Origin of the sequence: Peribacillus sp. NPDC097197, assembly GCF_050278025.1 — a bacterium.
In the GTDB taxonomy this organism is placed as follows: domain Bacteria; phylum Bacillota; class Bacilli; order Bacillales; family DSM-1321; genus Peribacillus.
In genome coordinates this window covers 72207-95618 of sequence record NZ_JBNNST010000006.1, presented here as the reverse complement: position 1 = coordinate 95618, position 23412 = coordinate 72207, and the positions used below count along the sequence as shown (strand labels likewise).

Annotated in this window: 23 protein-coding genes; 9 read left to right on the top strand and 14 right to left on the bottom strand. The window is 40.1% G+C overall.

The features are described from left to right. Window positions 1-157 precede the first annotated feature (157 nt). From ACQKL6_RS09950 to ACQKL6_RS09940, 3 genes are read right to left on the bottom strand one after another with little or no spacing between them, the layout of a single operon-like run. Window positions 158-523, bottom strand: a complete 366-nt coding sequence (locus ACQKL6_RS09950) for a DUF1360 domain-containing protein (protein ID WP_402867811.1) — start codon at window positions 521-523, stop codon at window positions 158-160. An 18-nt stretch (window positions 524-541) separates the two neighbouring features. Next, window positions 542-1117 carry a hypothetical protein gene (locus tag ACQKL6_RS09945; RefSeq protein ID WP_402867810.1) on the bottom strand — a complete coding sequence of 192 codons (576 nt, stop codon included), beginning with the start codon at window positions 1115-1117 and terminating at the stop codon, window positions 542-544. Window positions 1118-1127: 10 nt separating this feature from the next. Next, complete coding sequence (locus ACQKL6_RS09940) at window positions 1128-1439, bottom strand: hypothetical protein (RefSeq protein WP_402867809.1); 312 nt, start codon at window positions 1437-1439, stop codon at window positions 1128-1130. 225 nt (window positions 1440-1664) lie between these two features. Between ACQKL6_RS09940 and ACQKL6_RS09935 the strand changes: the two genes are divergently transcribed. From ACQKL6_RS09935 to ACQKL6_RS09925, 3 genes are read left to right on the top strand one after another with little or no spacing between them, the layout of a single operon-like run. Continuing rightward, window positions 1665-2798: a GerAB/ArcD/ProY family transporter gene (locus tag ACQKL6_RS09935; RefSeq protein ID WP_402955898.1), complete on the top strand. Its 1134-nt coding sequence runs from the start codon at window positions 1665-1667 to the stop codon at window positions 2796-2798. Continuing rightward, complete coding sequence (locus tag ACQKL6_RS09930; protein ID WP_402955896.1) at window positions 2758-4281, top strand: spore germination protein; 1524 nt, start codon at window positions 2758-2760, stop codon at window positions 4279-4281. The genes ACQKL6_RS09935 and ACQKL6_RS09930 overlap by 41 nt, the downstream gene beginning before the upstream one ends. Next, on the top strand, window positions 4278-5459 hold the full coding sequence (locus ACQKL6_RS09925; protein ID WP_402867806.1) for a Ger(x)C family spore germination protein: 1182 nt from the start codon (window positions 4278-4280) through the stop codon (window positions 5457-5459). Before ACQKL6_RS09930 ends, ACQKL6_RS09925 begins: the two co-directional genes overlap by 4 nt. Before the next feature lie 116 nt (window positions 5460-5575). Here the strand turns inward: ACQKL6_RS09925 and fabI are convergent, their stop codons facing one another. Together fabI and mgtE are read right to left on the bottom strand one after the other, a co-directional pair. Then, the gene (gene fabI / locus ACQKL6_RS09920) at window positions 5576-6349 is read right to left on the bottom strand and encodes an enoyl-ACP reductase FabI (RefSeq protein WP_402867805.1); all 774 of its coding nucleotides are present in this window, start codon (window positions 6347-6349) and stop codon (window positions 5576-5578) included. A gap of 132 nt (window positions 6350-6481) precedes the next feature. Beyond that, window positions 6482-7843, bottom strand: a complete 1362-nt coding sequence (mgtE, locus tag ACQKL6_RS09915) for a magnesium transporter (RefSeq protein WP_402868540.1) — start codon at window positions 7841-7843, stop codon at window positions 6482-6484. 120 nt (window positions 7844-7963) lie between these two features. On the opposite strand from mgtE, the gene prpE reads away from it, so the two are divergent. After that, the gene (prpE, locus tag ACQKL6_RS09910; RefSeq protein ID WP_402867804.1) at window positions 7964-8707 is read left to right on the top strand and encodes a bis(5'-nucleosyl)-tetraphosphatase PrpE; all 744 of its coding nucleotides are present in this window, start codon (window positions 7964-7966) and stop codon (window positions 8705-8707) included. A gap of 53 nt (window positions 8708-8760) precedes the next feature. On the opposite strand, the gene ACQKL6_RS09905 is transcribed toward prpE, so the two are convergent. From ACQKL6_RS09905 to ACQKL6_RS09895, 3 genes are read right to left on the bottom strand one after another with little or no spacing between them, the layout of a single operon-like run. Beyond that, a complete protein-coding gene (locus ACQKL6_RS09905) occupies window positions 8761-9660 on the bottom strand; it encodes an RluA family pseudouridine synthase (RefSeq protein WP_402987455.1) in 900 nt (299 codons plus the stop codon). Window positions 9661-9677: 17 nt separating this feature from the next. Continuing rightward, on the bottom strand, window positions 9678-10472 hold the full coding sequence (locus ACQKL6_RS09900) for an NAD kinase (RefSeq protein WP_402867802.1): 795 nt from the start codon (window positions 10470-10472) through the stop codon (window positions 9678-9680). Between the two features lie 51 nt (window positions 10473-10523). After that, entirely contained in the window at window positions 10524-11144 is a 621-nt protein-coding gene (locus tag ACQKL6_RS09895; protein WP_402867801.1) for a GTP pyrophosphokinase, read from the bottom strand. Between the two features lie 315 nt (window positions 11145-11459). Here ACQKL6_RS09895 and ACQKL6_RS09890 point away from each other — a divergent pair, with 315 nt between their 5' ends. The 4 genes from ACQKL6_RS09890 (at window position 11460) to ACQKL6_RS09875 (ending at window position 14232) form a co-directional block, all read left to right on the top strand. Beyond that, window positions 11460-12038: a CYTH domain-containing protein gene (locus ACQKL6_RS09890; RefSeq protein ID WP_402867800.1), complete on the top strand. Its 579-nt coding sequence runs from the start codon at window positions 11460-11462 to the stop codon at window positions 12036-12038. Window positions 12039-12062: 24 nt separating this feature from the next. Continuing rightward, window positions 12063-12725: a lytic transglycosylase domain-containing protein gene (locus ACQKL6_RS09885; protein WP_402987452.1), complete on the top strand. Its 663-nt coding sequence runs from the start codon at window positions 12063-12065 to the stop codon at window positions 12723-12725. A 209-nt stretch (window positions 12726-12934) separates the two neighbouring features. After that, window positions 12935-13339: a globin gene (locus ACQKL6_RS09880; RefSeq protein ID WP_427651021.1), complete on the top strand. Its 405-nt coding sequence runs from the start codon at window positions 12935-12937 to the stop codon at window positions 13337-13339. Then, the gene (locus ACQKL6_RS09875; protein ID WP_402867798.1) at window positions 13336-14232 is read left to right on the top strand and encodes a ClpXP adapter SpxH family protein; all 897 of its coding nucleotides are present in this window, start codon (window positions 13336-13338) and stop codon (window positions 14230-14232) included. Before ACQKL6_RS09880 ends, ACQKL6_RS09875 begins: the two co-directional genes overlap by 4 nt. A 1310-nt stretch (window positions 14233-15542) precedes the next feature. On the opposite strand, the gene pepF is transcribed toward ACQKL6_RS09875, so the two are convergent. The 6 genes from pepF to ACQKL6_RS09845 all read right to left on the bottom strand — a co-directional run bounded on the left by pepF (window position 15543) and on the right by ACQKL6_RS09845 (window position 23086). After that, entirely contained in the window at window positions 15543-17360 is a 1818-nt protein-coding gene (gene pepF, locus ACQKL6_RS09870) for an oligoendopeptidase F (protein ID WP_427651020.1), read from the bottom strand. A 185-nt stretch (window positions 17361-17545) separates the two neighbouring features. Continuing rightward, window positions 17546-18757: a competence protein CoiA gene (locus tag ACQKL6_RS09865; protein ID WP_407408649.1), complete on the bottom strand. Its 1212-nt coding sequence runs from the start codon at window positions 18755-18757 to the stop codon at window positions 17546-17548. Between the two features lie 91 nt (window positions 18758-18848). Further along, window positions 18849-20354: a cardiolipin synthase gene (cls, locus tag ACQKL6_RS09860; protein ID WP_427651019.1), complete on the bottom strand. Its 1506-nt coding sequence runs from the start codon at window positions 20352-20354 to the stop codon at window positions 18849-18851. 110 nt (window positions 20355-20464) lie between these two features. Further along, the gene (gene mecA / locus ACQKL6_RS09855; RefSeq protein WP_402867794.1) at window positions 20465-21133 is read right to left on the bottom strand and encodes an adaptor protein MecA; all 669 of its coding nucleotides are present in this window, start codon (window positions 21131-21133) and stop codon (window positions 20465-20467) included. A gap of 427 nt (window positions 21134-21560) precedes the next feature. Next, window positions 21561-21956, bottom strand: a complete 396-nt coding sequence (gene spxA / locus ACQKL6_RS09850) for a transcriptional regulator SpxA (RefSeq protein ID WP_402867793.1) — start codon at window positions 21954-21956, stop codon at window positions 21561-21563. Window positions 21957-22519: 563 nt separating this feature from the next. Next, entirely contained in the window at window positions 22520-23086 is a 567-nt protein-coding gene (locus ACQKL6_RS09845) for a GNAT family N-acetyltransferase (protein WP_402867792.1), read from the bottom strand. Window positions 23087-23179: 93 nt separating this feature from the next. Here ACQKL6_RS09845 and ACQKL6_RS09840 point away from each other — a divergent pair, with 93 nt between their 5' ends. After that, window positions 23180-23371: a hypothetical protein gene (locus ACQKL6_RS09840; protein WP_402955871.1), complete on the top strand. Its 192-nt coding sequence runs from the start codon at window positions 23180-23182 to the stop codon at window positions 23369-23371. The last annotated feature ends 41 nt before the right edge of the window (window positions 23372-23412 follow it).

Sequence of the window (23412 nt, the reverse complement as noted above, 5' to 3'; positions counted from 1 at the left end):
GCTTTTATTACAGCCACAATCTTTTTTAATTTTGACAGGCTGATCTTTTTTGATTGGTTTCGCAGCATACTGCCAAGGATTCTGTTTATAATTCATTTGTGACCCTCCTTTATCATCTATACCATACTATATGATAAAAAAGACAAGTTGTACTCCGTCAAATATCCATAATTTTACTGATAATCACTTCAATTATGGAACCGACTGCAGCAACGGCAAGGACCAAGATCAATACTTGCCCCATGAACACATGCTCAAGATAAAGGATGACCAGAAAGAGGCTGGACCACACACCTACACACCAAAAACAACTAAGCAATTGGCCAATCCAACCACTCAATCCCTTTTCTTTTGGAACTAGGTAAACTTCAGCCGTCCCATCTTCACCTTTTTCTTCAATTTCTTTAAAGAATGGACGACGCAAAGGTTCGGTTATTTTATCAAAAACGATTAATCGAGTAAGCCTAAATGAAGCCAGACCTAATAGAAGCACGATTGTCAAATCAGACTGCGAGAGAAACATGTATATTTTGCTCCTTCACTAATTGGACTCTTCGATAATAGTAGCATTCATTATATCCGGCAATCTGACGAACCGGATATGGTTCCCCCTTTTGATTTTTACCGACTCCCCCCTCATCCCCATGACTTGAAACCTAACCGTTTCACCATGGATAACTGCTTCACAAACTGGTTTTGGGTATCCTTTATGTTGGGAAAGGCGTGTTATGATGTCAGTTGTCGAAACCTTCTCCACCTTTTTCTTCCTTTTGGTTTTTTTCTTTTCTGGTTCAAGATCTATAGGAATTTCCTCGGTAGTTTCCACGGGCGCATGTTCTTGTTCTGGTTCAGGTACGTATTGGTCCGTTATTTTTTTTATTTCGCTCAGTTCCGATTCAATTTCCTTCATTGCCTCGTATACACCGAACTCCTGTTTTATCTTTTCTATTTTTTGATTCTTTCGGTCATCTTCGACTACTTCAGGCTCTTCTGACACTTCTTTCATTTTTCTTTTTGTCCGGTAATCACTTTGCATGTTCCCTCTTTGGGCCTTCACTTCTACTTGATCGACATATAATAAAGGTTTCGATTTTTTATCATTTTTATTTTCTGACATGCAAATCCTCCTAATATTTCAAGATAACCACGGATTGAAGCTGCTCTATATGGTATTTGACGACCTCTTTACCAAAATGATGCCTGATAAAAAGACTGGATTCCTGTTTTTTTTCCAACTTTCCGAATAGAGTGCGGCCATTAATGGTGAACTTACAAACAGGTTTAGGCGCAAAAGCAGGCAGTCTCCCCAATAACTCCAGCAATTCCTCCGAATTATAGGAACCATCTAGTCTCTTACTGGTAGGGTTTATCTGTTTGACCGGAGGCTCACATACTGTTTGGACCCCATCGGTAAAAGACAGACGCTTTTTCACGTCCATAACTTTCCCTCCTTCACTCATTCAACAATGGATTTCAAAGGGGTTCCCGCCGATTTTTCACACTACAGGCTTTTATCTGCTCTATGTATCATCTATATGAAGCACTCCGTTTTTTATGCTCGGTAAGTAACCTTCTTCCAAAAAAGGAGAATCGTCCACTACTGGATATTCCGGAATGAAATGGAGATAACTAAACGAAGAATGATAGTAAAGGAGTAAACAAAGATGAGAAAAAACGGGAAAATTTCAACTGTACAACTATCTTTGATCATAATGACTGCTGTCGGTTTAAAGAATCATGTGACGATCCTCCCTCATTTATTACCCGCTGCAAAACGGGATGGGTGGATCACTGTCCTTATTTCCTTTTTTCTCATTGTGGGTTGGTGTGTGCTTTTGTACTTTATTCACAAAGCCACGGCACATGAAAATGTTTTCAAATGGGTCGAAATGAACATTGGCAAGCTGCCTGGGAAGGTACTAGCGATTTCCCTAAGCATGCTCTTCGTCATATTAGCGGCAGTCTCATTGAAAGAGATGGTGGTATGGACCAAGGTATCCTACTTACCGGTTACCCCTCCCTTTATTGAAATCATCCTATTCACGGGATTATGTTTTTTTCTCGCAAATACAAACATACAAACGATCGCCATTGTGAATACCTTCGTATTGACTGCAGTCATTGCATTCGGATTGTTTGTCGCCTTCACCAATATTCAATTCAAGGACTATACACTTTTGAGACCGGTGCTGGAACATGGGTGGAAACCCGTTTTTTCCGGTATCATCTATCCTTTATCCGGATTGATAGAATTGATGGCGCTTCTGTTCATGCAGCAAAAAGTTCATGGACCGTTAAAATATAAGGTGTTTTTCTTCAATGCCTTAATCCTTACTTTACTCATACTGGGACCGCTTATCGGATCGATTACCGAGTTTGGACCGAAGGAAGCTGCCAGACAAAAATATCCTGCATTTGAGCAATGGGGGTTGGTCACATTGGGCCGCTTCATCGAGCACCTTGACTTTCTGTCGATTTATCAATGGTTAACCGGTGCTTTTATAAGGGTCTCCTTTTTACTATTTCTATCCATCGAAGTCCTTTCCATTAAAAAGAAGCGGAATAAAACGATTTTACTCATCATTTTTTCCCTGGTCTTGATCATTTCTAATTTATATAGAATCAGTGATATCGATTTATATTTCATCATTAAAACATTTATCATGCCTGGAACTTTCTATTACTTTTTAGCGGTGTCCATTCTATTGAGCCTTTTCGTTTTTTTCAAAAATCGCCGAAAAAGGAGGACCAAATCCGATGTTCAACAAAAAGGAAAAGCAAGCATCCAAACCGATTAAGCAAGACTCGGTTACCAAAGAGCCTCTTCGTACAGATGAAGAATATTTGAAAGAGGTTTTCCGAAATTCTGAGGATGTTTTTTTTCAAAACGCTTTCTATCGTGATGATGCCCCTGTTAAAGTCACATTAATTGGCTGTGAAGGGTTGATCGACAATGAATTATTGAATAATCTTGTGTTCGAGAGGTTGACTCTTTTTTTCCAGAAATATAAAAAAGGAAAGATTACGGTCGAGGACTTAAAATCCTCCCTTCACCTCCCACAGTTAACAGAATTGACGACAACTGAACAACTATTTGCCGAGATATACTCGGGAAAATTGATCATCCATGTATTAGGTACGAATCGATTATTATCTTCCAATATAGCGAACCGTCCACAACGTAGTCCCGAGGAGACATCAGCTGAAGTTACCATTAAAGGACCTCGGGATAATTTCATAGAGGATTTATCAGTCAATGTCGCTTTGATCAGGAAGCGGATGCGCACCAATTCCTTAAGTGTGAAGCATTTTGAAGTAGGCAGACGTACCTTGACCAAAGTAGCTCTTTTATATATGGATGATATTTCCAATCCCGAGATGGTGGATCAACTTTCCAAGAAAATCGAATCACTTGATGTCGACGGAATTTATAGTGGGAATCAATTCATGGAATTGATCGAGGAAAAACCTGCTATCCTTTTTCCGAGGCATCACTATTCAGGAAAGCCTGATTTTGCGGTACAGTGCCTATTAAAAGGGAGGATATTGTTGCTCATCGATGGGATTGCTTATACCATGATCACTCCTATCAACCTTTTTATTATCTTAAAGACCTCAGAAGATAATGAATATACATCAACCTACGCCACCTTTGAAAGAGGACTTCGTATCTTCGGAATCTTTGTTGCTGCGCTTTTACCGGGTTTTTGGGTTGCCTTAACTACGTTTCATCAAGATCAGCTTCCCTTGATCCTTCTTGCCACTGTCGTTGAATCGAGGCGGGGATTACCGCTTCCCACTGCACTCGAAGCCATAACCATGGTCATCGTATTTGAAATCTTCAAGGAAGCCGGCATGCGCCTTCCAAGTTCGATTGGTCCAACATTAAGTGTCCTCGGCGCCTTAATTATCGGAGATGCTGCAATCCGATCTGGATTGACAAGCCCCGCCATGCTGGTCGTGATTGCAGGCTCAGCGGTAGCCACCTTCACGCTCGTTAACCAATCCATCATAGGGGTCATCAGTTTGGTCCGGCTTCTCTCGATTGCTTCTGCGTCCTTTTTAGGTCTGTTCGCTTTTTTCCTTCTTGCTCTATTTTTATGTGCATACGTGAGTAATATCCGAATATTAGGGGTCCCTTACTTGGAAGTGACCGCTAACTTAAGTCCAACCAATATATTTAAAACCCTTTTTAGAGTTCCCCCCACTTTCGATAAAAGAAGGCCTACCGTCATTGCGCCAAAAGACTCCACGAGGAAAGGGGATGATGAAAAAAAATGAAGTACAAGTTCATCCCATTACTGGTGCTTATCATCTTTCTTTCTGGGTGTTGGGATTCGAATGAACCGGAACGGCTTGTATATGCCCATGGGGTTGGAGTCGATTATAAGGACGGCAAGGTCGTCGTTTACCTTCAAATCATCAACTTACAGGGATTGGCTAAAACCGAAGCGGGTGGCGATCCAAGTTCACAAAATGCGAGTGATGTTGGAACTGGAACCGGGGATACACTGGAAGAAGCCATTTTCGATTTATATCATACGTCAGATCGTCGCATTTATTGGGGTCATCTTTCGTTTGTCATTTTTTCTGATGAAGCCCTTAATGCAGGGGGATTCAAAAAGACAGTGGATTTTCTGGACCGCTATCGTGAAACGCGTTACCGCATTTTCTTTTATATGACCAAGGAATCAGTTAAAGAAGCAATGCTGGTTGCTCCTATCGAAAATATTTCCCTGGCTTTTTCTAAATTAAGCGATCCCGAGGGGAACTATAAGCAAAGCTCATTTATACCACCCATAAACTTGAGGGAACTTATCATTGAAATGGACGAACCAGCTTATTTTGTTTCCATTCCCCGAATGAAAGTGACAAAACAATGGAGCGGCCAGAAAGAAAAAAAGAAAGACTTGCTGTTGGATAGCATTGCAGTCATTTCAGAAAATAAGATTAAAACCATTTTTCCTACTCGTGCAATGAAAGGGGCAAGACTGGTAAATAAGAACTTTGTTCGCGATAGTGTTACACTTTTCCCGGGGACCAGGCAGGACACTTCTGTCATTGTTTACGAAAAAAAGGTTAAAATGAAACCGGTTATAGAGAAGGATGGAAAGGTACGGTTTCACATCAAGATGAAACTTAAATCGAGCATCGAGACGATGAAGGTGGATTCATCACCTAAGGAATATGAAAGAGAATTAAAGCGTATTCTCAAAAAGGAAATCAAATACACCTATAAATATGCAAAAGAAAAGAAAGTCGATCTATTCAGACTTTCTGAAACCCTTTATCGAAAAGACATTAAAAAGTGGAAGGAAATTCAAAAAGACGGAGAAATTCCATTAGAAGATGACACGATTAAATCGATAAAGATCGAAGTGAACCTACAAAATACCGGGAAGGATAAATTGACTCCAATTTTTGAAGACCAAAAGGATAAGGGGCATATGGACCGATAAAAGGTTATCGTTGTCGAAAACATAAGAAAATAAAAAGCCAGAATGCTTATACATGAAAGCATCCTGGCAATATGGGGGCATCAATGACGAGATTGTCTATTGAGGCCCCCTATTCCTCATCCAATAATATGGTAACCTGAATCCACATGGATATTTTCCCCTGTGATTCCGCGTGACATGTCACTGAATAGGAAAACGGCAGTGTCCCCGACTTCCTCCGGAGTAGTTGTACGACGGAGCGGTGCTTCTTCTTCGATTTTCTTCAAGATGGTGTTGAAGTCACGAACGCCTTTGGCGGAAAGGGTGCGAATTGGCCCTGCAGATATGGCATTGACACGAATATTATCCTTACCAAGATCACTTGATAAATACCGTACGTTGGCTTCAAGTGACGCCTTAGCCACACCCATCACATTATAATTCGGCATGACTCTTTCGCCACCAAGATAGGTCATGGTGACAATGCTTCCACCTTCTGGCATGATTTCTTTCGCCGCCTTAGCCACAGCCGTTAACGAGAAGGAACTAATATTGTGTGCAAGCAAGAATCCTTCACGGCTAGTATTGACAAAATCACCATCTAGCTCTTCTTTATTAGCAAATGCCACACAATGAGCGACACCATGAATGACTCCCACCTTCTCCTTAATGGAAGCAAAGCACTTCTCGATATCTTCATCCTTTGTTACATCGCATTGCAGGATGATTGAAGGTTCGCCCTCCAAAGTGGAAGACAACTCCTTGACACTTTTTTCTGTACGTTCTTTCCCATATGTAAAAATCAGCTTGGCACCCGCTTTATGTAAGGAACGGGCCACTCCCCAAGCGATGCTTCTTTTGTTGGCGACACCCATGATGACGAACGTTTTTCCTTCTAATGAAAAAGTCATGTGTATATGATCCTCCTAAAATTAATACAAGTTATTAGTACCTGATACTAATTTCCATTATAACAAATAATAAGAAAGAAAAATACCGTTTTCTAACCTACTGAAAATGTAAGCGAAAGTCGAATCCTTCGCTTACAATAAATACCCCATCAATAAAGTGGCCAATCCGAAATAGATGAGAATACTGATGATATCATTAATGGTTGTAATGAAAGGACCAGATGCAACGGCAGGGTCAATTTTCATTTTATGCATGAGCAACGGGACCAACGATCCGGCTAGCGTCGCCACAATCAAGGTAATGAAGATCGAAATGCCGACCAATAACCCTAACATGAAATCGTGTTTCCAAAAGTAGACAATACCCGTTATAACGATTCCACAAGTCAAACCGGTAATAAACCCCGTCCCAGCCTCTCGGATGATCAGTTTCCATTTACTTTCCTCTTCCAAATCACCTGTCGCAATTCCTCGAATCGCGACAGCAAGAGCCTGTGTCCCCGTATTTCCGGCCATCCCGCCAATCAAGGGGATGAAAACGGCAAGGATGGCTTTTTGGCTAAGCGTCTCTTCAAACCTCCCGATCAGACTCGCAGTCAATAAACCTAGAAATAAAAGGATGACCAACCACGGCAATCGCTTTTTCGCAGCTGAAAAAGCACTTTTATCTACATGGTCAAGGTCGGATACACCTGCTAATTTGGAGTAATCATCCGATGCTTCTTCGTCCATGACATCAATGATATCATCGACGGTTATAATTCCTAATAGATGGTTCTGAAAATCCACAACCGGCACGGCTAGAAAATTATAATCCCTAATTTTACGCGCCACTTCTTCCTGGTCCTCTGAGACAGGGACGGAAACGACCCGTTCATCCATCAAATCACCAATCAAAGCATCTTCATCCGCAATGATTAATGTCCGCAGTGATAACACGCCAAGTAACTTTTTATCTTGGTCCGTAACAAACACATAATAAATCGTCTCTGCTTGCGGGGCTTCCCGTTTTAAAATCTGCATGGCCGAACGCGCCGTTTCGTTTGCTTCAATTGCAATGAACTCGGTGGTCATTATACTTCCGGCAGTCGACTCTTCATAATGCAGCAGTTCTTGAATCTCACTAGCCGCTTCATCATCCATGATCGTCAAATAGCTAACGGCTTGCTCATCGTTGATTTCGTTCAGGACATCGGCCGCATCATCTGCGTACATATGGGAAAGCATATCGGCTGCATAGGAAGGATCCATTTCAGCTAGAAGGTTTTCGTATTCTTCTTCATCTATTTCTATATTTTCAAAAAGGTCCGCCATTTCTTCCGGTGATAAGTAGCGATACAATACTGGCCGGTACTCTTCCTTTAAACTCGTATAAAATTGGGCCTGATCATAAGGATGCATATCAAGGAACTCTATACGGAACTGATCCAGATTTTCATGTTTAAGTGCGTTAACCAAAAGGTCTCTATTCTGTTTATTAATTTCTCTTTCCATCTTCTCTTCCAAGGTTACACCTCCCAAACATTTTTTTATTTTGTACTTAATATATTATTTTTTGAAATAATACTATACTAATACCATAAATATAAATAAAACAAACAAAGGACGTGTAGTATGAAGATTGATATCATCGGAGACATACACGGTTGCTTCACTGAATTTAAGGAATTGACGTTGAATATGGGCTATGGCTGGGAAAGCGGAATTCCAGTCCATCCCCACGGGAGAATATTAGGATTTGTGGGTGATTTGACTGACCGTGGTCCTGAATCACTCCGTGTTATTGAAGTCGTTTACGAATTGGTCATCAATAAAAAAATTGCGCTTTATGCACCAGGAAATCACTGTAATAAACTGTATCGGTATTTTTCAGGAAATAAGGTACAGGTATCTCACGGACTGGAGACAACTGTAGCGGAGTACCAGGCGTTGAATAACCGTGAACAGAAGAAAATCCGTAAACAGTTCATGGATTTATATGAACAATCTCCCCTATATCAATTAATCGATGAAGGCCGTTTAATTATAGCTCATGCAGGCATCCGTCACGATTTAATCGGTCAATCTGGCAGCAAGGTAAAAACCTTTGTCCTTTATGGCGATATCAATGGGGCCAAGCATCCTGACGGTTCCCCTGTCAGAAGGGACTGGGCCCAATCCTATAAAGGGAAAGCGTGGATTGTGTATGGCCATACTCCCGTTCCTGAAGCCATCTGTGTCAATCGCACCTACAACATTGATACCGGGTGCGTTTTCGGTGGGAAGCTCACTGCCCTTCGCTACCCGGAAATGGAATTGCAGAGCGTTCCCTCTTCTTTACCCTATGTAGCAGATAAATTCAGGTCCTCTTCTAAATAACCAAAAAAACTCGCCGGTTTTGGTGAGTTTTTTTGGGTTTGAGTTTTTTCATACTAATTCTTTTCTAGAAGAACCAACATATCCAGGGGTGGGTTTTCCTGGAACTTCAACACCTTTTTTGTAAAGGGATGCAGGAACTTCAATTCATAGCAATGAAGAGCCTGACGGTCAATCCTATCCCTGTGGCCGCCATACAGATCATCGCCTGCAAGCGGGTGTCCAATATGGGCCATGTGCACCCTTATTTGATGTGTCCTGCCTGTCAGAAGTTCCAGCTTAAGGAACGTATGATCTTCTGTGTGGGCTTGTACTTCAAAGAGTGTACAAGCATAACGGCCGTCTTCCCGTACTTCACGTTCAATAATACTTGTCGATTTCCGACCGATGGGTACCTCTACTTTTCCAACGGGGCCCTCGATTTGACCCTCAGCTACCGCTTGATAGCGCCGTTTAACTTGCCCCAACTTTTGCTGTTCACTTAAAAGATGGTGGATATGCCTATGCTTCGCAATCAAGACCAATCCCGAGGTATCGCGGTCAAGTCTAGTAACGATATGGATCGTTGCCTGTATATCCCTCTTTTTATAGTAACCAGCTAATCCATTTGCAAGGCTCCCATTCGGATGTTCACGGGAAGGGATGGTGTTCATGGATTGAGGCTTGACTACGACTAATACATAATCGTCTTCATAACGGATTTGAAGGGGAATATCTTCAGGTAATAGCCCCTCGCTTCCCTCTTCCGGTGGAAAAATGACGGTGATGCCATCACCAGTTTTTATGCGCTCCCTCACTGTCACCTCAAGACCATTGACCATGATGGAACCGCCTTTAAATTTAATATCCGTTAACGCCCGTTTTGAGATATCGCATTTGCCGAGAAAATCTCTCAATAAAGAGCCAGAATCCTCTTCAGAAACCGCCCAACTTAAAGAAAATTTTTGATTTGACATGAGGTAATATAATCTCCTTAATTGGCAATGAATGAATCATGGACCCTTTTCCAGAAAGGAAACGGCCGGAATCTTGCAAAACGGATCTTTTCATCCGCCACCCGACATTGAATGGATTTCACATCTTCTTGTAGTAGAGTCAGATGATCGATCGTGATTTGAAAATTGACAGCATTGACTGGCCTGAACATGCACGTATGATGCGCAGGCAGTAAAAGTGGAGATCCAACCGTCCTGAACACCCGGTTATTAATCGACGCCAATTCCGTTATTTGAATTGCATCTATCGAAGGGTGGACGATGGCCCCTCCCAGCGCTTTATTATAAGCGGTGCTTCCAGAAGGAGTGGCAATGCATAGTCCATCCCCACGGAATGTTTCGAAGTGCTGACCACGTATCTCTACATCCATGACCAATGTCCCTTCGACGCTTTTGACCGTTGATTCATTTAATGATAAGAATCTTGCTTCCCGTCCACCATGCTGATAGCGCACAATCGTTTCCAACAGAGGATATTCGACGACTTGAAAAGGAGTCTTTGCTAAAGCAATCACTAGTTTCTCTATTTCATCGGGAGTCCAATCCGCATAAAATCCGAGGTGCCCCGTATGCACACCGACAAAGGCCGTCTTATCGAGCCGATTCTTATATCGATGAAAAGCATATAACAGCGTACCGTCACCGCCGACCGAAATGACGATATCCGGCTGATCTTCATCATATTCCAATTGAAAGTCTTGGAGATACGTCCTCATCCTTTGCATTAACGTATTAGATTTTGCATCTCCCTTTGAAGTAATCGCAAATTTCATACAATACCACCTAACTCTGTTTGAATTCTTCCGTCTTTATCTTTACCACTTTCAGGAATCCTTTTTCCTTGAAAAAAGACGCTGTGCCTCCTGTATTTCAGTACGGATTTGTGACATTTCCGCATCAAGCAGGAACGCAGCCTCTGCAGCACGTTTCAATCGTAATTGGATATCTTCGGGGAAAGCCCCTTGATATTTATAATTTAAAGAGTGTTCAATGGTTGCCCAAAAGTTCATAGCCAAGGTTCTGATTTGAATCTCGGCCAATATGTTTTTCTCACCATGAATGGTCTGGACAGGATAGCGAATGACAACATGATAGGAACGGTAGCCACTTGCTTTTTTATGGGAAATATAATTTCTTTCCTCTACAATCTCAAAATCATTCCGGCTCCTCAGGAGTCCTACGACCTGTTCAATATCATCGACGAACTGACACATCATCCGAAGTCCGGCGATATCTTGTATCTCAGCCCCAAACTTATCGATGGGAATACCCTTCTGACTAGCCTTGTTCAAGATGCTGTCAATCGGCTTCACCCTACCCGTTACGAACTCTATGGGAGAATGAATATTCTCTCTCTCAAATTGTTTTCTTAAGCCTTTTAATTTAACTTTTAATTCCTCAACGGCCTGTATATAAGGCGCTAAGAAATCATCCCAACTTTCCATTGCCACACCACCCACTTCTTTCGAAACGCCTGTTCAAATCTGGTATGGGCAGAACGATTCGAATCATCTGTATGAGTTCCTCCAGCAGTTCTTACCACTGCTTCTCCCCAAGGATATGTATAGTGAAAAATATGTATAATTTTGATGTTGCTGTATACTGAACTAATTTATATGCTCAATGTTTATATTTTATCATATTCGGCAATTGATTCCTAAATATTCAAGTATGATAATGAAAAAATATTCATTCGATTTGACAGCTCGAATGGTTCTTATATGATTAAACTAAAATAACAGCTTGGAGAGGGATAAATCATGGATCAACATATCGAAATTGAATTTAAGAACCTTTTGAATGAAAAAGAATTCAAACAGCTTTTGGACCACTTTCAAGTACATTCATCAACCTTCAAAACTCAGCAAAATCACTATTTTGATACAGCAAAATTTCAGTTGAAAGGTCAGAACTCAGCCCTCCGTATACGGGAGAAAAATGGCCAGTACGAGTTAACCTTGAAGCAACCCGCAAGCGAGGGTCTATTGGAAACCAATCAAGCGATCACGAAGGATATCGCAAATTCCTTCTTAAAAGAAGGAATTTTCCCTGAAGGCCCTGTTCATGACCTGATTATAGAAAATAATCTAATTCCAGAGGATTTCACATGTTTTGGCACTTTACAAACGGACCGTTCAGAATTCCCATTCCAGGGAGGTTTGCTTGTTTTAGATCATAGCTCATATTTGGGACATGAGGATTACGAGCTCGAATATGAAGTGACGGATCGGGCCGATGGGCAAAAAAAGTTTTTTAAACTTCTAGAATCACTTCAAATTCCGGTACGGAAAACCGAAAATAAAGTAAAGAGATTCTATCGGGCGAAATTCAGTGATTAAATCCGACCAAAAATAGATATGGAGGTGGTACATTTGAAAGTTCAGGACTTTAGGACATTGATGGATTTACAAGCCATACAACAATTCTCGACAGGCACTATCACGAATACATCCTCGTCGCGATCAATGTTTCAGGAAATGCTGACGGGACTCATGTCAAGCGATACTTTGGAAAACACATCGCAATCATTGGGGTCCCTTCTGTCTAACGTAGAAACTGAGGCAAAGTCCATCCTTCAATCCAACACGATACATTCACTCAACAACCCGTTGACAACCGCTCTCCCAGAAAAAAAGACAAGCGAGACGGTCACGAACTTTGATGATATGATCAGCGAGGCCGCGACTCTATATAACCTTCCGGAAAAATTGATTAAGTCAGTGATTAAACAGGAATCCAATTTTAACCCATCAGCGACAAGCTACGCTGGGGCAGCAGGGCTCATGCAGTTGATGCCTGCGACCGCAAGAAGTCTGGGAGTAGAAGACATAACCGATCCCAAGCAAAATATCATGGGTGGGAGTAAATACTTAAGCCAGATGCTCTCCCGTTATAACGGGGATGTCCAAATGGCCCTTGCAGCCTATAATGCCGGACCGGGTAACGTCGATAAATACAACGGCATACCGCCTTTTTCCGAAACGCAAAATTATGTTCAGAAAGTGTTCAATAACTTTATGAGCTGAAATCATTAGCCGACCCTTCTTCTGGGTCGGCTATTTTTATCGTTGATATTTTTTCGAAAACAGCTTGAACAACTGCAAAATTCCCCTCCTCCATTTGTGAAAAAACATTATGGGGAAGTATTATTGAAGCTAGATATTTGTTATATGAGTAAGCGATTGTTAAAATATGATTAAATATCAAACATCTTTCTTTTAAAGGAGTAATCAACATGACGAAAGAGAACCCTACACCATATGAATTAATTGGAGAGGGACAATTACACAAGTTAATTGATGCATTTTACTCCAACGTTAGTCAACATCCGGAACTGAAACCGATTTTTCCTGACGATTTATCAGAGACAGTCCGTAAACAAAAACAATTCATGACGCAATATTTAGGGGGGCCTTCCTTATACACCTCGGAACACGGTCACCCTATGTTGCGGGCTCGACATATACCTTTTGAAATTACACCAGATCGTACAAAAGCATGGCTTTCCTGCATGTATCACGCTATGGACGAAATTGGTCTTGAAGGTGAAATTCGCGAATTTTTCTACCATCGCCTCTATTTGACAGCACAGCATATGATCAATACATCCGGTATAGACGGGAAAGGAGAAGACAGTTGAGCACACAAAAACCAGTTTTCAATATTTCCGATTGGATAAAAACACAACATTGTTATGATGTAGGAAAGAAACCATTAGAAATCTATGTTTTTGTTGATCCACTTTGCCCTGAATGCTGGGGCCTTGAACCAATCATAAGAAAATTGCAGGTGGAATATGGCCAGTTATTCAGCCTACGTCATGTTTTAAGCGGAAAGATTAATTCACTAAATATCGGCAATCATAAAAACTTCGAAAACATCGCCCAAGTTTGGGAAAAGACAGCCAGCCGTTCTGGAATGTCTTGTGATGGAAGCTTATGGACCGAAAATCCCATTTCCTCTCCCTACGCTGCATCCATAGCCATTAAAGCAGCCGAATTACAGGGTAGAAAACTAGCCATTCGTTTCTTAAGGCAGCTTCAAGAATACGTATTCATTGGAAAAAAGGATATTTCCAATATCAAGGTACTGACCGAATGTGCTCAAAGCGTAGGGTTGGATGTAGAAGAATTTCTTCATGACATAAACTCCTCCAGTGCATCCAAAGGCTTTCAATGTGACTTGAAAATCACAAGTGAAATGGAGGTCACTGAAATTCCTTCACTCGTATTCTTCAATCAAAATATTGAGGAAGAAGGAATTAAGGTTTCTGGGGTATATTCCTATGAGGTATACGTTCAGATATTGAGGGACATCTTAAATGGTCTCCCAGACCCAGCTGAGCCACCTTCTCTTGAGGAGTTTATACGTTGTTTTAAACTAGTGGCCACCAAAGAAATTGAAACGGTCTATAATATGAGTAAAAGTACCGTGGAGCTGGAAATGAAAAAGCTCGTTTTAAAACAAGTGGCAGAAAAAATACCTGCTAAGTACGGAACATTTTGGAGGTACACCGAAAAGCCGACGAAATGACGGTCTTATCGAACGCCCCCTCTCATCTACACAAAAAGCCCGGCAAATTGGGGAATTTGCCGGGCTTTGTCTTTTTATTCATATATTTGAACAAAAGGGGATGGGAAATTTACACGATCAAACAAAGGGGTATAAGTTTAGATGTGATTCACTTCATTTAGTACTATAACAGATTTTCCATCATTTCATCAACTGATTTGTGTATAAGTTCACAATATGTTCACTTTTTCTTTTATGAATTCGGAAGAAATAGCTTCTTCCTCCATTTAAATACAAGAAAACCGGTGAATTGGGGAATTCACCGGTTTTCTGTATATTTATACGAACAAAGGGGATGGAGAAATTTCACGATCAAACAAAGGGGTATAAGTTTGGTGTGATTACTTCATGTTAGTAATATAACAGATAGCTAGACCATATTTCAATCACTTTGTGCATAATTTCACATTTTGTTCACTTTTTTTCCGTTGGTCTTTCATCCACCATTTTCGCAAATTACTGAATGAAGACATCCAACAACAAGAAAACCCGGTAAATTGGGGAATTTACCGGGTTTTCTTATCTATTAATACGAACAATAGGGGATGGGAGAAATCTTCACGATCAAACAAAGGGGTATAAGTTTAGATGTGAATTACTTCATGTCAGTAATATACCAGGTGAGCGACCCACTTTCAACTACTTTGTGTCTTATTTCACAAATTGTTCACAAGTGAATAATTCAAATTTTTCGAGAATGAATCTCGTTTCATTCTATAGCCAAGTTCATTTTCTTTTATTTTTCCTTACTCACTTTTCTAGAGTTTGATAAATAGATAAAAGCCCGGCAAATCGCGAAATTTGCCGGGCCTTTATCTATTTATACGAATAAGGGGATGGGAGAAATTTCACGAATCAACAAAGGGGTATAAGTTGGATGTGATAACTTCTATATCTGTACTATATCAGATTTCATCTAAACAGTGCAAGTAGATTGTGCTTCATTTCACATTATTGTCATATTCTCCGAATAACCTCTTTCTTCAAAACATATTATTTAAAGAAAGTGTACCGACATCTTTCCATTCCATTTAGCGGAGGTGCTAGTTTTGAGAAGTACGATTTTACTTATCCTCCTGATCAGCTCCTTATTCATCCAACTACTTGGAATCATGCAGCTCATTCCTTTGTATGTCACTTCCCCCATCTTGTTTTTTGTTTTTTTCATTATTCTTCATAGCTTCAATCAGAGAAATCGATTTAAAGGTCTATAGCAACATACATAAAAGAGCCAACCGACTTTTTCTGTAGGCGGTTGGCTCTTTTGCCATTTATTTTGTTAAAAGCTGTTCCAATTCATTTAACTTTTCTTCGAATACGTTCAACGCTTCTTGTACAGGTTCAGTCTTCGTCATGTCGACGCCCGCCTTTTTTAATACCTCAATCGGATAATCTGAACTTCCTGATTTCAAGAATTCCAAATATCGTTTGACAGCTGGTTCTCCTTCTGTGAGAATCTGTTTACTTAGAGCAGTAGCTGCACTAATTCCTGTCGCATATTGATAAACATAGTAATTATAGTAGAAGTGTGGAATACGTGCCCATTCAAGACCGATTTCCTCATCAATCACTACATTCTCTCCAAAATATTTCTTGTTAAGTTCATAATATTCCTTCGTCAACATATCAGCGGTTAACGCTTCCCCATTCTGTGCCTTTTTATGGATGGTATGTTCGAACTCGGCAAACATCGTTTGACGGAACAGTGTACCACGGAAGCCTTCTAAGTAATGATTCAATAAATAGATACGTTTCTTTTCATCATCTATCGTATTCAGCAAGTAATCGTTCAACAGGTTTTCGTTACAAGTAGAAGCAACCTCCGCTACAAAAATCGAATAATTCCCATAAGGATACGGTTGGTGTTTACGGGTATAGTAGCTATGGACCGAATGACCAAATTCATGAACAAGGGTGAATAGGTTATTCACGTTATTCTGCCAATTCATTAAAATATACGGATTGGTTCCATATGTTCCAGAGGAATAGGCCCCGCTTCTTTTCCCTACATTCTCTTGTACATCCACCCAGCGATTCTCAAACCCTTCCTTTAAGACATTTATATAGTCTTCTCCAAGTGGGGCAAGTCCTTTAAGTACATATTCCTTCGCCTCATCATACGTCACTTCCATCTTCACTTCTTTTACGAGCGGAGCGAATAAATCATACATATGAAGCTCGTCTAACTCGAGAACCTTTTTGCGTAAGTCGAGATAACGATGTAACAATGGCAAATTGTCATTGACCGTTTGAACGAGGTTATCGTATACACTTTCTGGAATATTATTATTACTTAATGCCGCCTGGCGCGCGGATTCATATTTACGTACTGTTGCGTTGAAGTTATGATTCTTCACTTCACCTGATAAGGTAGAAGCAAATGTATTACGGAACTCTCCATACTTGCTGTATATGCCCTTAAATGCGTCTTGACGGACACGGCGGTCTTCGCTCTCAAGGAAACGAATATACCTTCCATGAGTGATTTCCACTTCATTGCCCTCTTCATCTTTAATAACGGGGAACTTCAAATCCGCATTATTCAACATGCTGAAGATATTGCCGGAATTATCGAGTACTTCGGAGGCCTGAGCCAGTAATGACTCCTGTTCTGCATTTAAAATATGCGGTCTCTGTAGGTTGATTTCCTCCAAAGAATGTTTATATAACTTTAGTTCTTCTTTTTCCTCCAAAAATTCCTGGACTTTGTTTTCATCAATGCTTAACAGTTCTGGAACGATATATGAGAAGGCTGCGGCAGCCTGAGCATACAGTGCCTTCGCCCTGTCTTCCATTCCTTGATAAAAGGGATTCGTTGTATCCTGGTCGTTACGCATATGTGAATACGCATACACTTTACCCATCTTTTCAAATACTTCATCTTGGAATTGAAGTGCCGCAAATAGCTTTTCAGCGCTTTCACCCAATGTTCCTTTATATGCTTCCGCTTTCAACAGCTGTTCTTTTACATCTTTGAAGGCTGCTTCCCAATCTTCCTCCGTCGCATATATATCCTCAAGTCTCCATGTATCTTTAGCCGGAATCTCACTTCTTGAAGGTAATGTGTTCACTTTAGTTTCCTGTGTCATAATAAATTCCTCTCCATTCTAATAAAACTTACCCTTATTACCCTTATCTTTACCAGGGCATGTACGACTTATTTACTTCCTGAGCCATTTGCATTTCCCATGCAATACGATACTTCTCTTACTCCATACTATTCTGCGTTCACCATCATAATCCTGCTACAACCCAGTCAAAAGGAATAGAGTGGTTATAACTCATTATAATGGATATATGCCTTTTCTATCATAATCTTGCTCTGTTGATAGAAAATTCTTTCTAAAGCCTCACTTTGATCACTTGTAATCGGCACAGTAAACGGAGTGGTAACCGTAAAGATTCCTTCTTTCCACTCTTTTAAATATCCCAGCTTTTCTAATAACTGAATATACTTTCTTACAGGGTTTCCCACATCTTTCTCTTTGATAAGAGGTAAAGGGCGCTGCCTGATATTCCCCAGCTTGATTCGTCTATTGAAATGACCGAGCACTTCATTCATTTCAATTTTTTCCCCGATTTTTTTCTTTTGAAACACATCCATGTATAGCCAAGCTTGCCATTCGATTGCCGGTGTCTCGATTAGGTGCATGCCTTGAATTGGAACACCGATTTCTATGGGAATCGTTGCAGGAGAAAGGTGATGGGTATAGAGGCCATAAAAGATAGGATCGCTCCTTTTTGCTGTTCTTACCCGGTGGAGGCACCAGCTTTTCCGTTTCTTTCTCCAAGCCATCAAAAAAGGAAAGGCATCACAATATCGAGGTGTCATTTGATTGGGGGATAGAAGATTTAAAGGGGCTGTGGTCAGTTCTGCCAAAACGCTTCTTTTTGAGAAAGGGGTCATGTTTTTCAATGCGGATAGTTGATGAGATTCAGGACAATACATCCACAGAAATGGATGCTGATACGTACCACTGACAAATAGCCACTGAAAGGCAGATAGACTGAATTCATATTTACTCTTTCGTTTCAATTGCTTGGCGCCCATGATCCAAATGGGTATGACTTTCACACTTTGATAGGCTCTTGTCCGTTCATGGAAGTCAGCCTCGGAAATGATGGAGCACTGGAATTCTATCGCGTAGCGCTGATCATCGATTGTCAACAATATATCCGTCCTTCTCTTGATTGCGGGAATATAGGCTTCTAACTTCGCATGAAACTTATGTGATACCAACCATTGATACAGGTTTCTTTTCCCCATTAAATGATAAGTGGATTCAGGTTCCGATGAAGCATGGCACGAAGTATTATTCTTGTGGGCAAAATGAGGGATTTTTATCATTCCGGCTTTGATCATCACTTCTGTTTTACAGCAGGGACAGAAATATCCTGTTGATGCCTTCATTGCCAGGAGCTGGTTTCCCGTCAGTTTTTCAGGAAGGGTGATCCATGTCCCATCCTCTTTCATTGCACTAAGCATATTTCTCCTCCCCTCCTACTATATCCATTCTCCCTTGGCCTGGAAAATTCCTTTAAAATAAAAAAAATGCCGTGATGGCATAAATGGATCATCATAGGAGCGGTGACAATAATCTGCAAGTGGATTCCAAAACTTTCAGACCAAAGTTACGATTGGAAAATACTTTCAACTGTATTTCCTGTGATACCTTTAGATCCTTCAAATAATCATCTACTAGCGTCTGTGTACTCTCTGTACGGTAAAGGAAGGCATTGACTTCGAAATTCAAATGGAAGCTCCTCATATCGATATTAGCGCTGCCAATTGAAGCCAATTCGTTATCCACTATGACAATCTTGCTATGCATGAAGCCCTCATTATATTGAAATATCCTGACCCCTGCTTCCAAGAGCTCAGAAAAGTACGTTCTTGAAGCATGGAATACAATCCACTTATCTGGGTTCCTCGGGACCAGTATTCGCACATCCAATCCACTCAGGCCCGCCACCTTCAATGCCTGAAAAATATCCTCATCAGGGACGAAATAGGGAGATGCAATCCAGATGGACTTTTCCGCCGAATTTATCATGCTGAAAAAAAGGTTCTTAATAACCGTCCATTCACAATCAGGACCACCGGCTATCATTTGTACGCCACCAAGGTCCTGCAAAACTGGCTGACTTGTACCAATATAGGCATCCGACAAATAGCTTTGGTTTGTACTATAGTACCAATCCTGTGAAAAGATGAGCTGTAGCGTTCGGACCGCTTCACCTTCTACCAAAAGGTGAGTATCACGCCAAGCCCCGTAATTCACATTTAGCCCCAAATATTCATCGCCAATATTAAGGCCACCGATAAAACCAATGGTCCCATCGACAATAATCATTTTTCGATGATTCCGAAAATTGAACGTACTATTTATGAAAGGAAGATGGATGGGTCCAAAGGGAACAATCTCTACGCCTGAATCCCTCATTTCATCAATATAAGGGCGGGCCAGGGACCAACATCCCACCGCATCATATAAAAAGCGTACCCGCACCCCTTCTTTTGCCTTTTGGATCAAGATATCCTTCAAAGTGCAACCACTGTCATCATCCCGTACAATATAATATTCCAAATGAATATGGTGTTTAGCTTTCCTCAGTTGCTTCAGGATACTAGCATACGTCTCTTTTCCATTTGTTAGTATTCGGGTTTTCGATGCAAACGAAATGGAACTGTTTCCAAGCTTTTCAGCGAGGGAAAATAACCTTCGATGACGCAACTTCACTCCCCGTTTTTCCCAGGTATCTACTTCCGTGCCGCGTTTAAGGAACTCATGCTTATCCAAAAAATACTTCCTACGAAACTTTCTCTCTTTTCGAAAATTCCCGCCAAACAACAAATAAAAGATGAACCCGATAACAGGAAAAGCCCCAAATGCAATGATCCATGTGATCGTTTGAATGGGATGACGATTTTCGATAAAAATATTAAATCCAATGATCACCAACGAAAGGGCCAACAACAGACTTAGATACCCCCTAACCCCCACTTCTTCCAGTAGGAGATACCATGGGCTACCTAACATGAGTACAAGTACTAGAAAACTTAAACCAACCTTCCCGTTCATTTATGACTACCTCCAATTACAAAACGCAGGTGCACGTAAAAGCTTCTGTTGAGGTGCATGACTTATCAAGGGTAAAAAAAACCGATTTCTAAGAAATCGGCCTAAAAATATTATGCGAAATATTTATCTACTGTGGAGAGTACATCATTTTCTATGACTACTTTTCCGTATTCATCAAGCATGTGTACCGTTATTGGGGATTCCTCGCTGTATTCCAACAATAGACTTAAGACATTATCAATTTCTTCCTCGTCAATTTCAGCTTCGGAAAATTCAATATATAGATAATATTTATTTTGATAAGCATAAAGCTTCGTTGTCCAGGTATCCAAACCAGAACGCTTGCTTAAAGAAATGACATCTTCAAAATCCTCGAATATTGTGATGAATTCAATCATCCCATCTTCAAATGTCATGGTGCTCTCTTCATCTTTACCTTCAAAGTGTTGATCAAGAAGCGTATCTACTTTGTCTGTTACACTTAACTCTTTTAACTTATCATCCGATAGAGGCAACTCAAGTTTCTGACCATCTTTGGCAAGTTGGGCTTTTGTGACCAAGACTTCCAAGCCTTTTTCCAATGCTTGAACTTGAATCCATAACGGACCTTCAATCATGAATTCCTCTTCCTGATGCACTTCATCCATCATTTCCCAAAAAAGTTCTTCACTTCTCTCACGGCTATACCAAATTTCTTCCCGGTCGAAGCCTCTTTCCTCGATATCTATATAGGATATATAAAATTTTACTGTATCATCATTAATACGTTCGATTTCCATGATTCCCCTCTCCCTTCCTTTCTCATTTTGAAGGGATAATAACCCCCAAGCGAAAATTGCTCTTAAAAGCTCTTTACCCAAAAGTTCATACTGTAAATCATGCTACATTAAAACAGACTATTTTACCTCATTTTATGACAAAACCTTGAAGAAGGGAAATAAAAAACATCAATATCATAAAAACAATTGTTTGCCTAATATTCCATTCATTTTATAAAAAAAATCGTTCATATGCAACTTTCACGAAGACGGTGCCGTATTTCATTCATATTCTATATTGTATACAGTTAATGGTTATTTACATGCTTTATTTATCCAATCCCGCCCTGACCATTGTCACAAGAGCCTTGTCGCCCCAAGAAAAAGATATATGTATAAACAAAAAGCTCTGCACTATTCTCAGCAGAGCTTGGAAAACACTTATTCATTAATTTACCATACGTTGTGCTTCTAGCAATTGGAACGTACGTACTTTCCGTGGTAAGAAACGACGAATCTCATCTTCGTTATACCCAACTTGAAGACGCTTCTCATCAAGGATAATCGGGCGTCTTAGCAAACCAGGGTTTTCTTTAATCAATTTATATAACTCTTGTAGAGGCAAGCTCTCTAAGTTAACATTTAACTTTTGAAACGTTTTTGATCTGGTTGAGATGATTTCATCCGTACCATCTTCCGTCATACGTAGAATTTCTTTGATTTCCTCTATTGAAAGAGGTTCCGAGAAAATATTTCTTTCTGTATAACCAATCTCATGTTCCTCTAACCATGCTTTTGCTTTTCTGCATGACGTACAACTTGGGGATGTATATAATGTTACCATGTTTACCCACACTCCCTAAATATAGAATCGGTGATCTATGAGGGGAAATCTATTATCATTCACAACTACGATTCTAATTTGAAATAATTTTAAATAAGCATTTCTTTTAATTAATTATACACTAATTCATTTAAAATGAATACCCTTTTTCAAAATTGAAACTATCCTTTATAACTTCCTATTTCATCTGTACTATAGGCACTTCGTTTTTTTATGTAATACATTACAACGCTATTTTCTAATTGAAAATATGCACCTATTATTCTCATTTAAGTTGCAAATTGCCCCTCATTTTCCCTTTATTTTTTTCATTTGCTCATTACTTTTTATTTACCCCCTTTTTTTAGCTATAAACTAGTGATTATCATTTATAATTTCTTTAAGTATCCTTTAATTCCTTCTTCCTTCTTAAAAACCCTCCTTTTGACTGCTTAAATCAATTAAATTAAATGCATGCTCCATACAAATCATCATTTACAGGGACGGAAAATAAATATGCATTCCGCACCACGATATAAAAGAGCCGACGAATTTAGTCGGCTCCTGTGTCATTTCATATCTTTTTAAACCCTATCACTTTCCACTTCTGTTTCTATATTCAATACTTCGTCTACTGATTGATACGATTTTCCATATAGATGCTTATCTTTATGCGTATGAATTTCAGAGTAAATCTTTTTCATATAATTGAATACATCTTCTTCTTTAACAGCATCATGTGCCGGCCAATAAAGGATTTCCATCGGCGTATCTTCTTCAGTAGCCAACGATTTTCTATTATAGGCGATAGAAGAAGCATGTAAAAAGCCTTCTCTTTGATAAAATCTTAATCGTTTTGACGTGTCCACGTCATTTTCCTGCACTGGCTCGACTTCAAGGAAAATGGTCTTTTGTTTTTCTTGCAATTGATGAATCAATTTCTTTCCAAGGCCTTGACCCCGGGCATTTTTGCCGACGAATAAATAATCGACGAAAATAAATTCCTTACCTTCCACATATAGTAGAACATGGTCAGGCCCTTCATCCTTTTTATAGATGTCTTGTTTATCCTTCAATAAAATTTCTATATGTTCTTTTGACTTCATTTCTTCAATTGGAAAATATTGATTTAGTTTATCATACCAATTCACGATTTCATCTCCTCTTCAAATTTTATCTTTCCACGCTTTTGCTTATCGTTTACAATAGACTGTAAATAAATTGAAATTATTGAGGGGGTATCCATGCTTACTTACCTTATAGATTTAATTTTAGTTGCTGTCTGCGTAATTGGGATCACAGCCATAAATGGTGTCCTGACGAATGCCATTGGGGAAAAGTGGTTTGGTGGTAAAACTCATTCCCACATTTTCAATCAATCGAAACGAATTCAGTCGGGATGGAATCAAGTCGGCGGGAAGAAACATAAGCGATGATTCTTCGGGAGTCCAGATGACCGCTTGTGTACATATCGGTC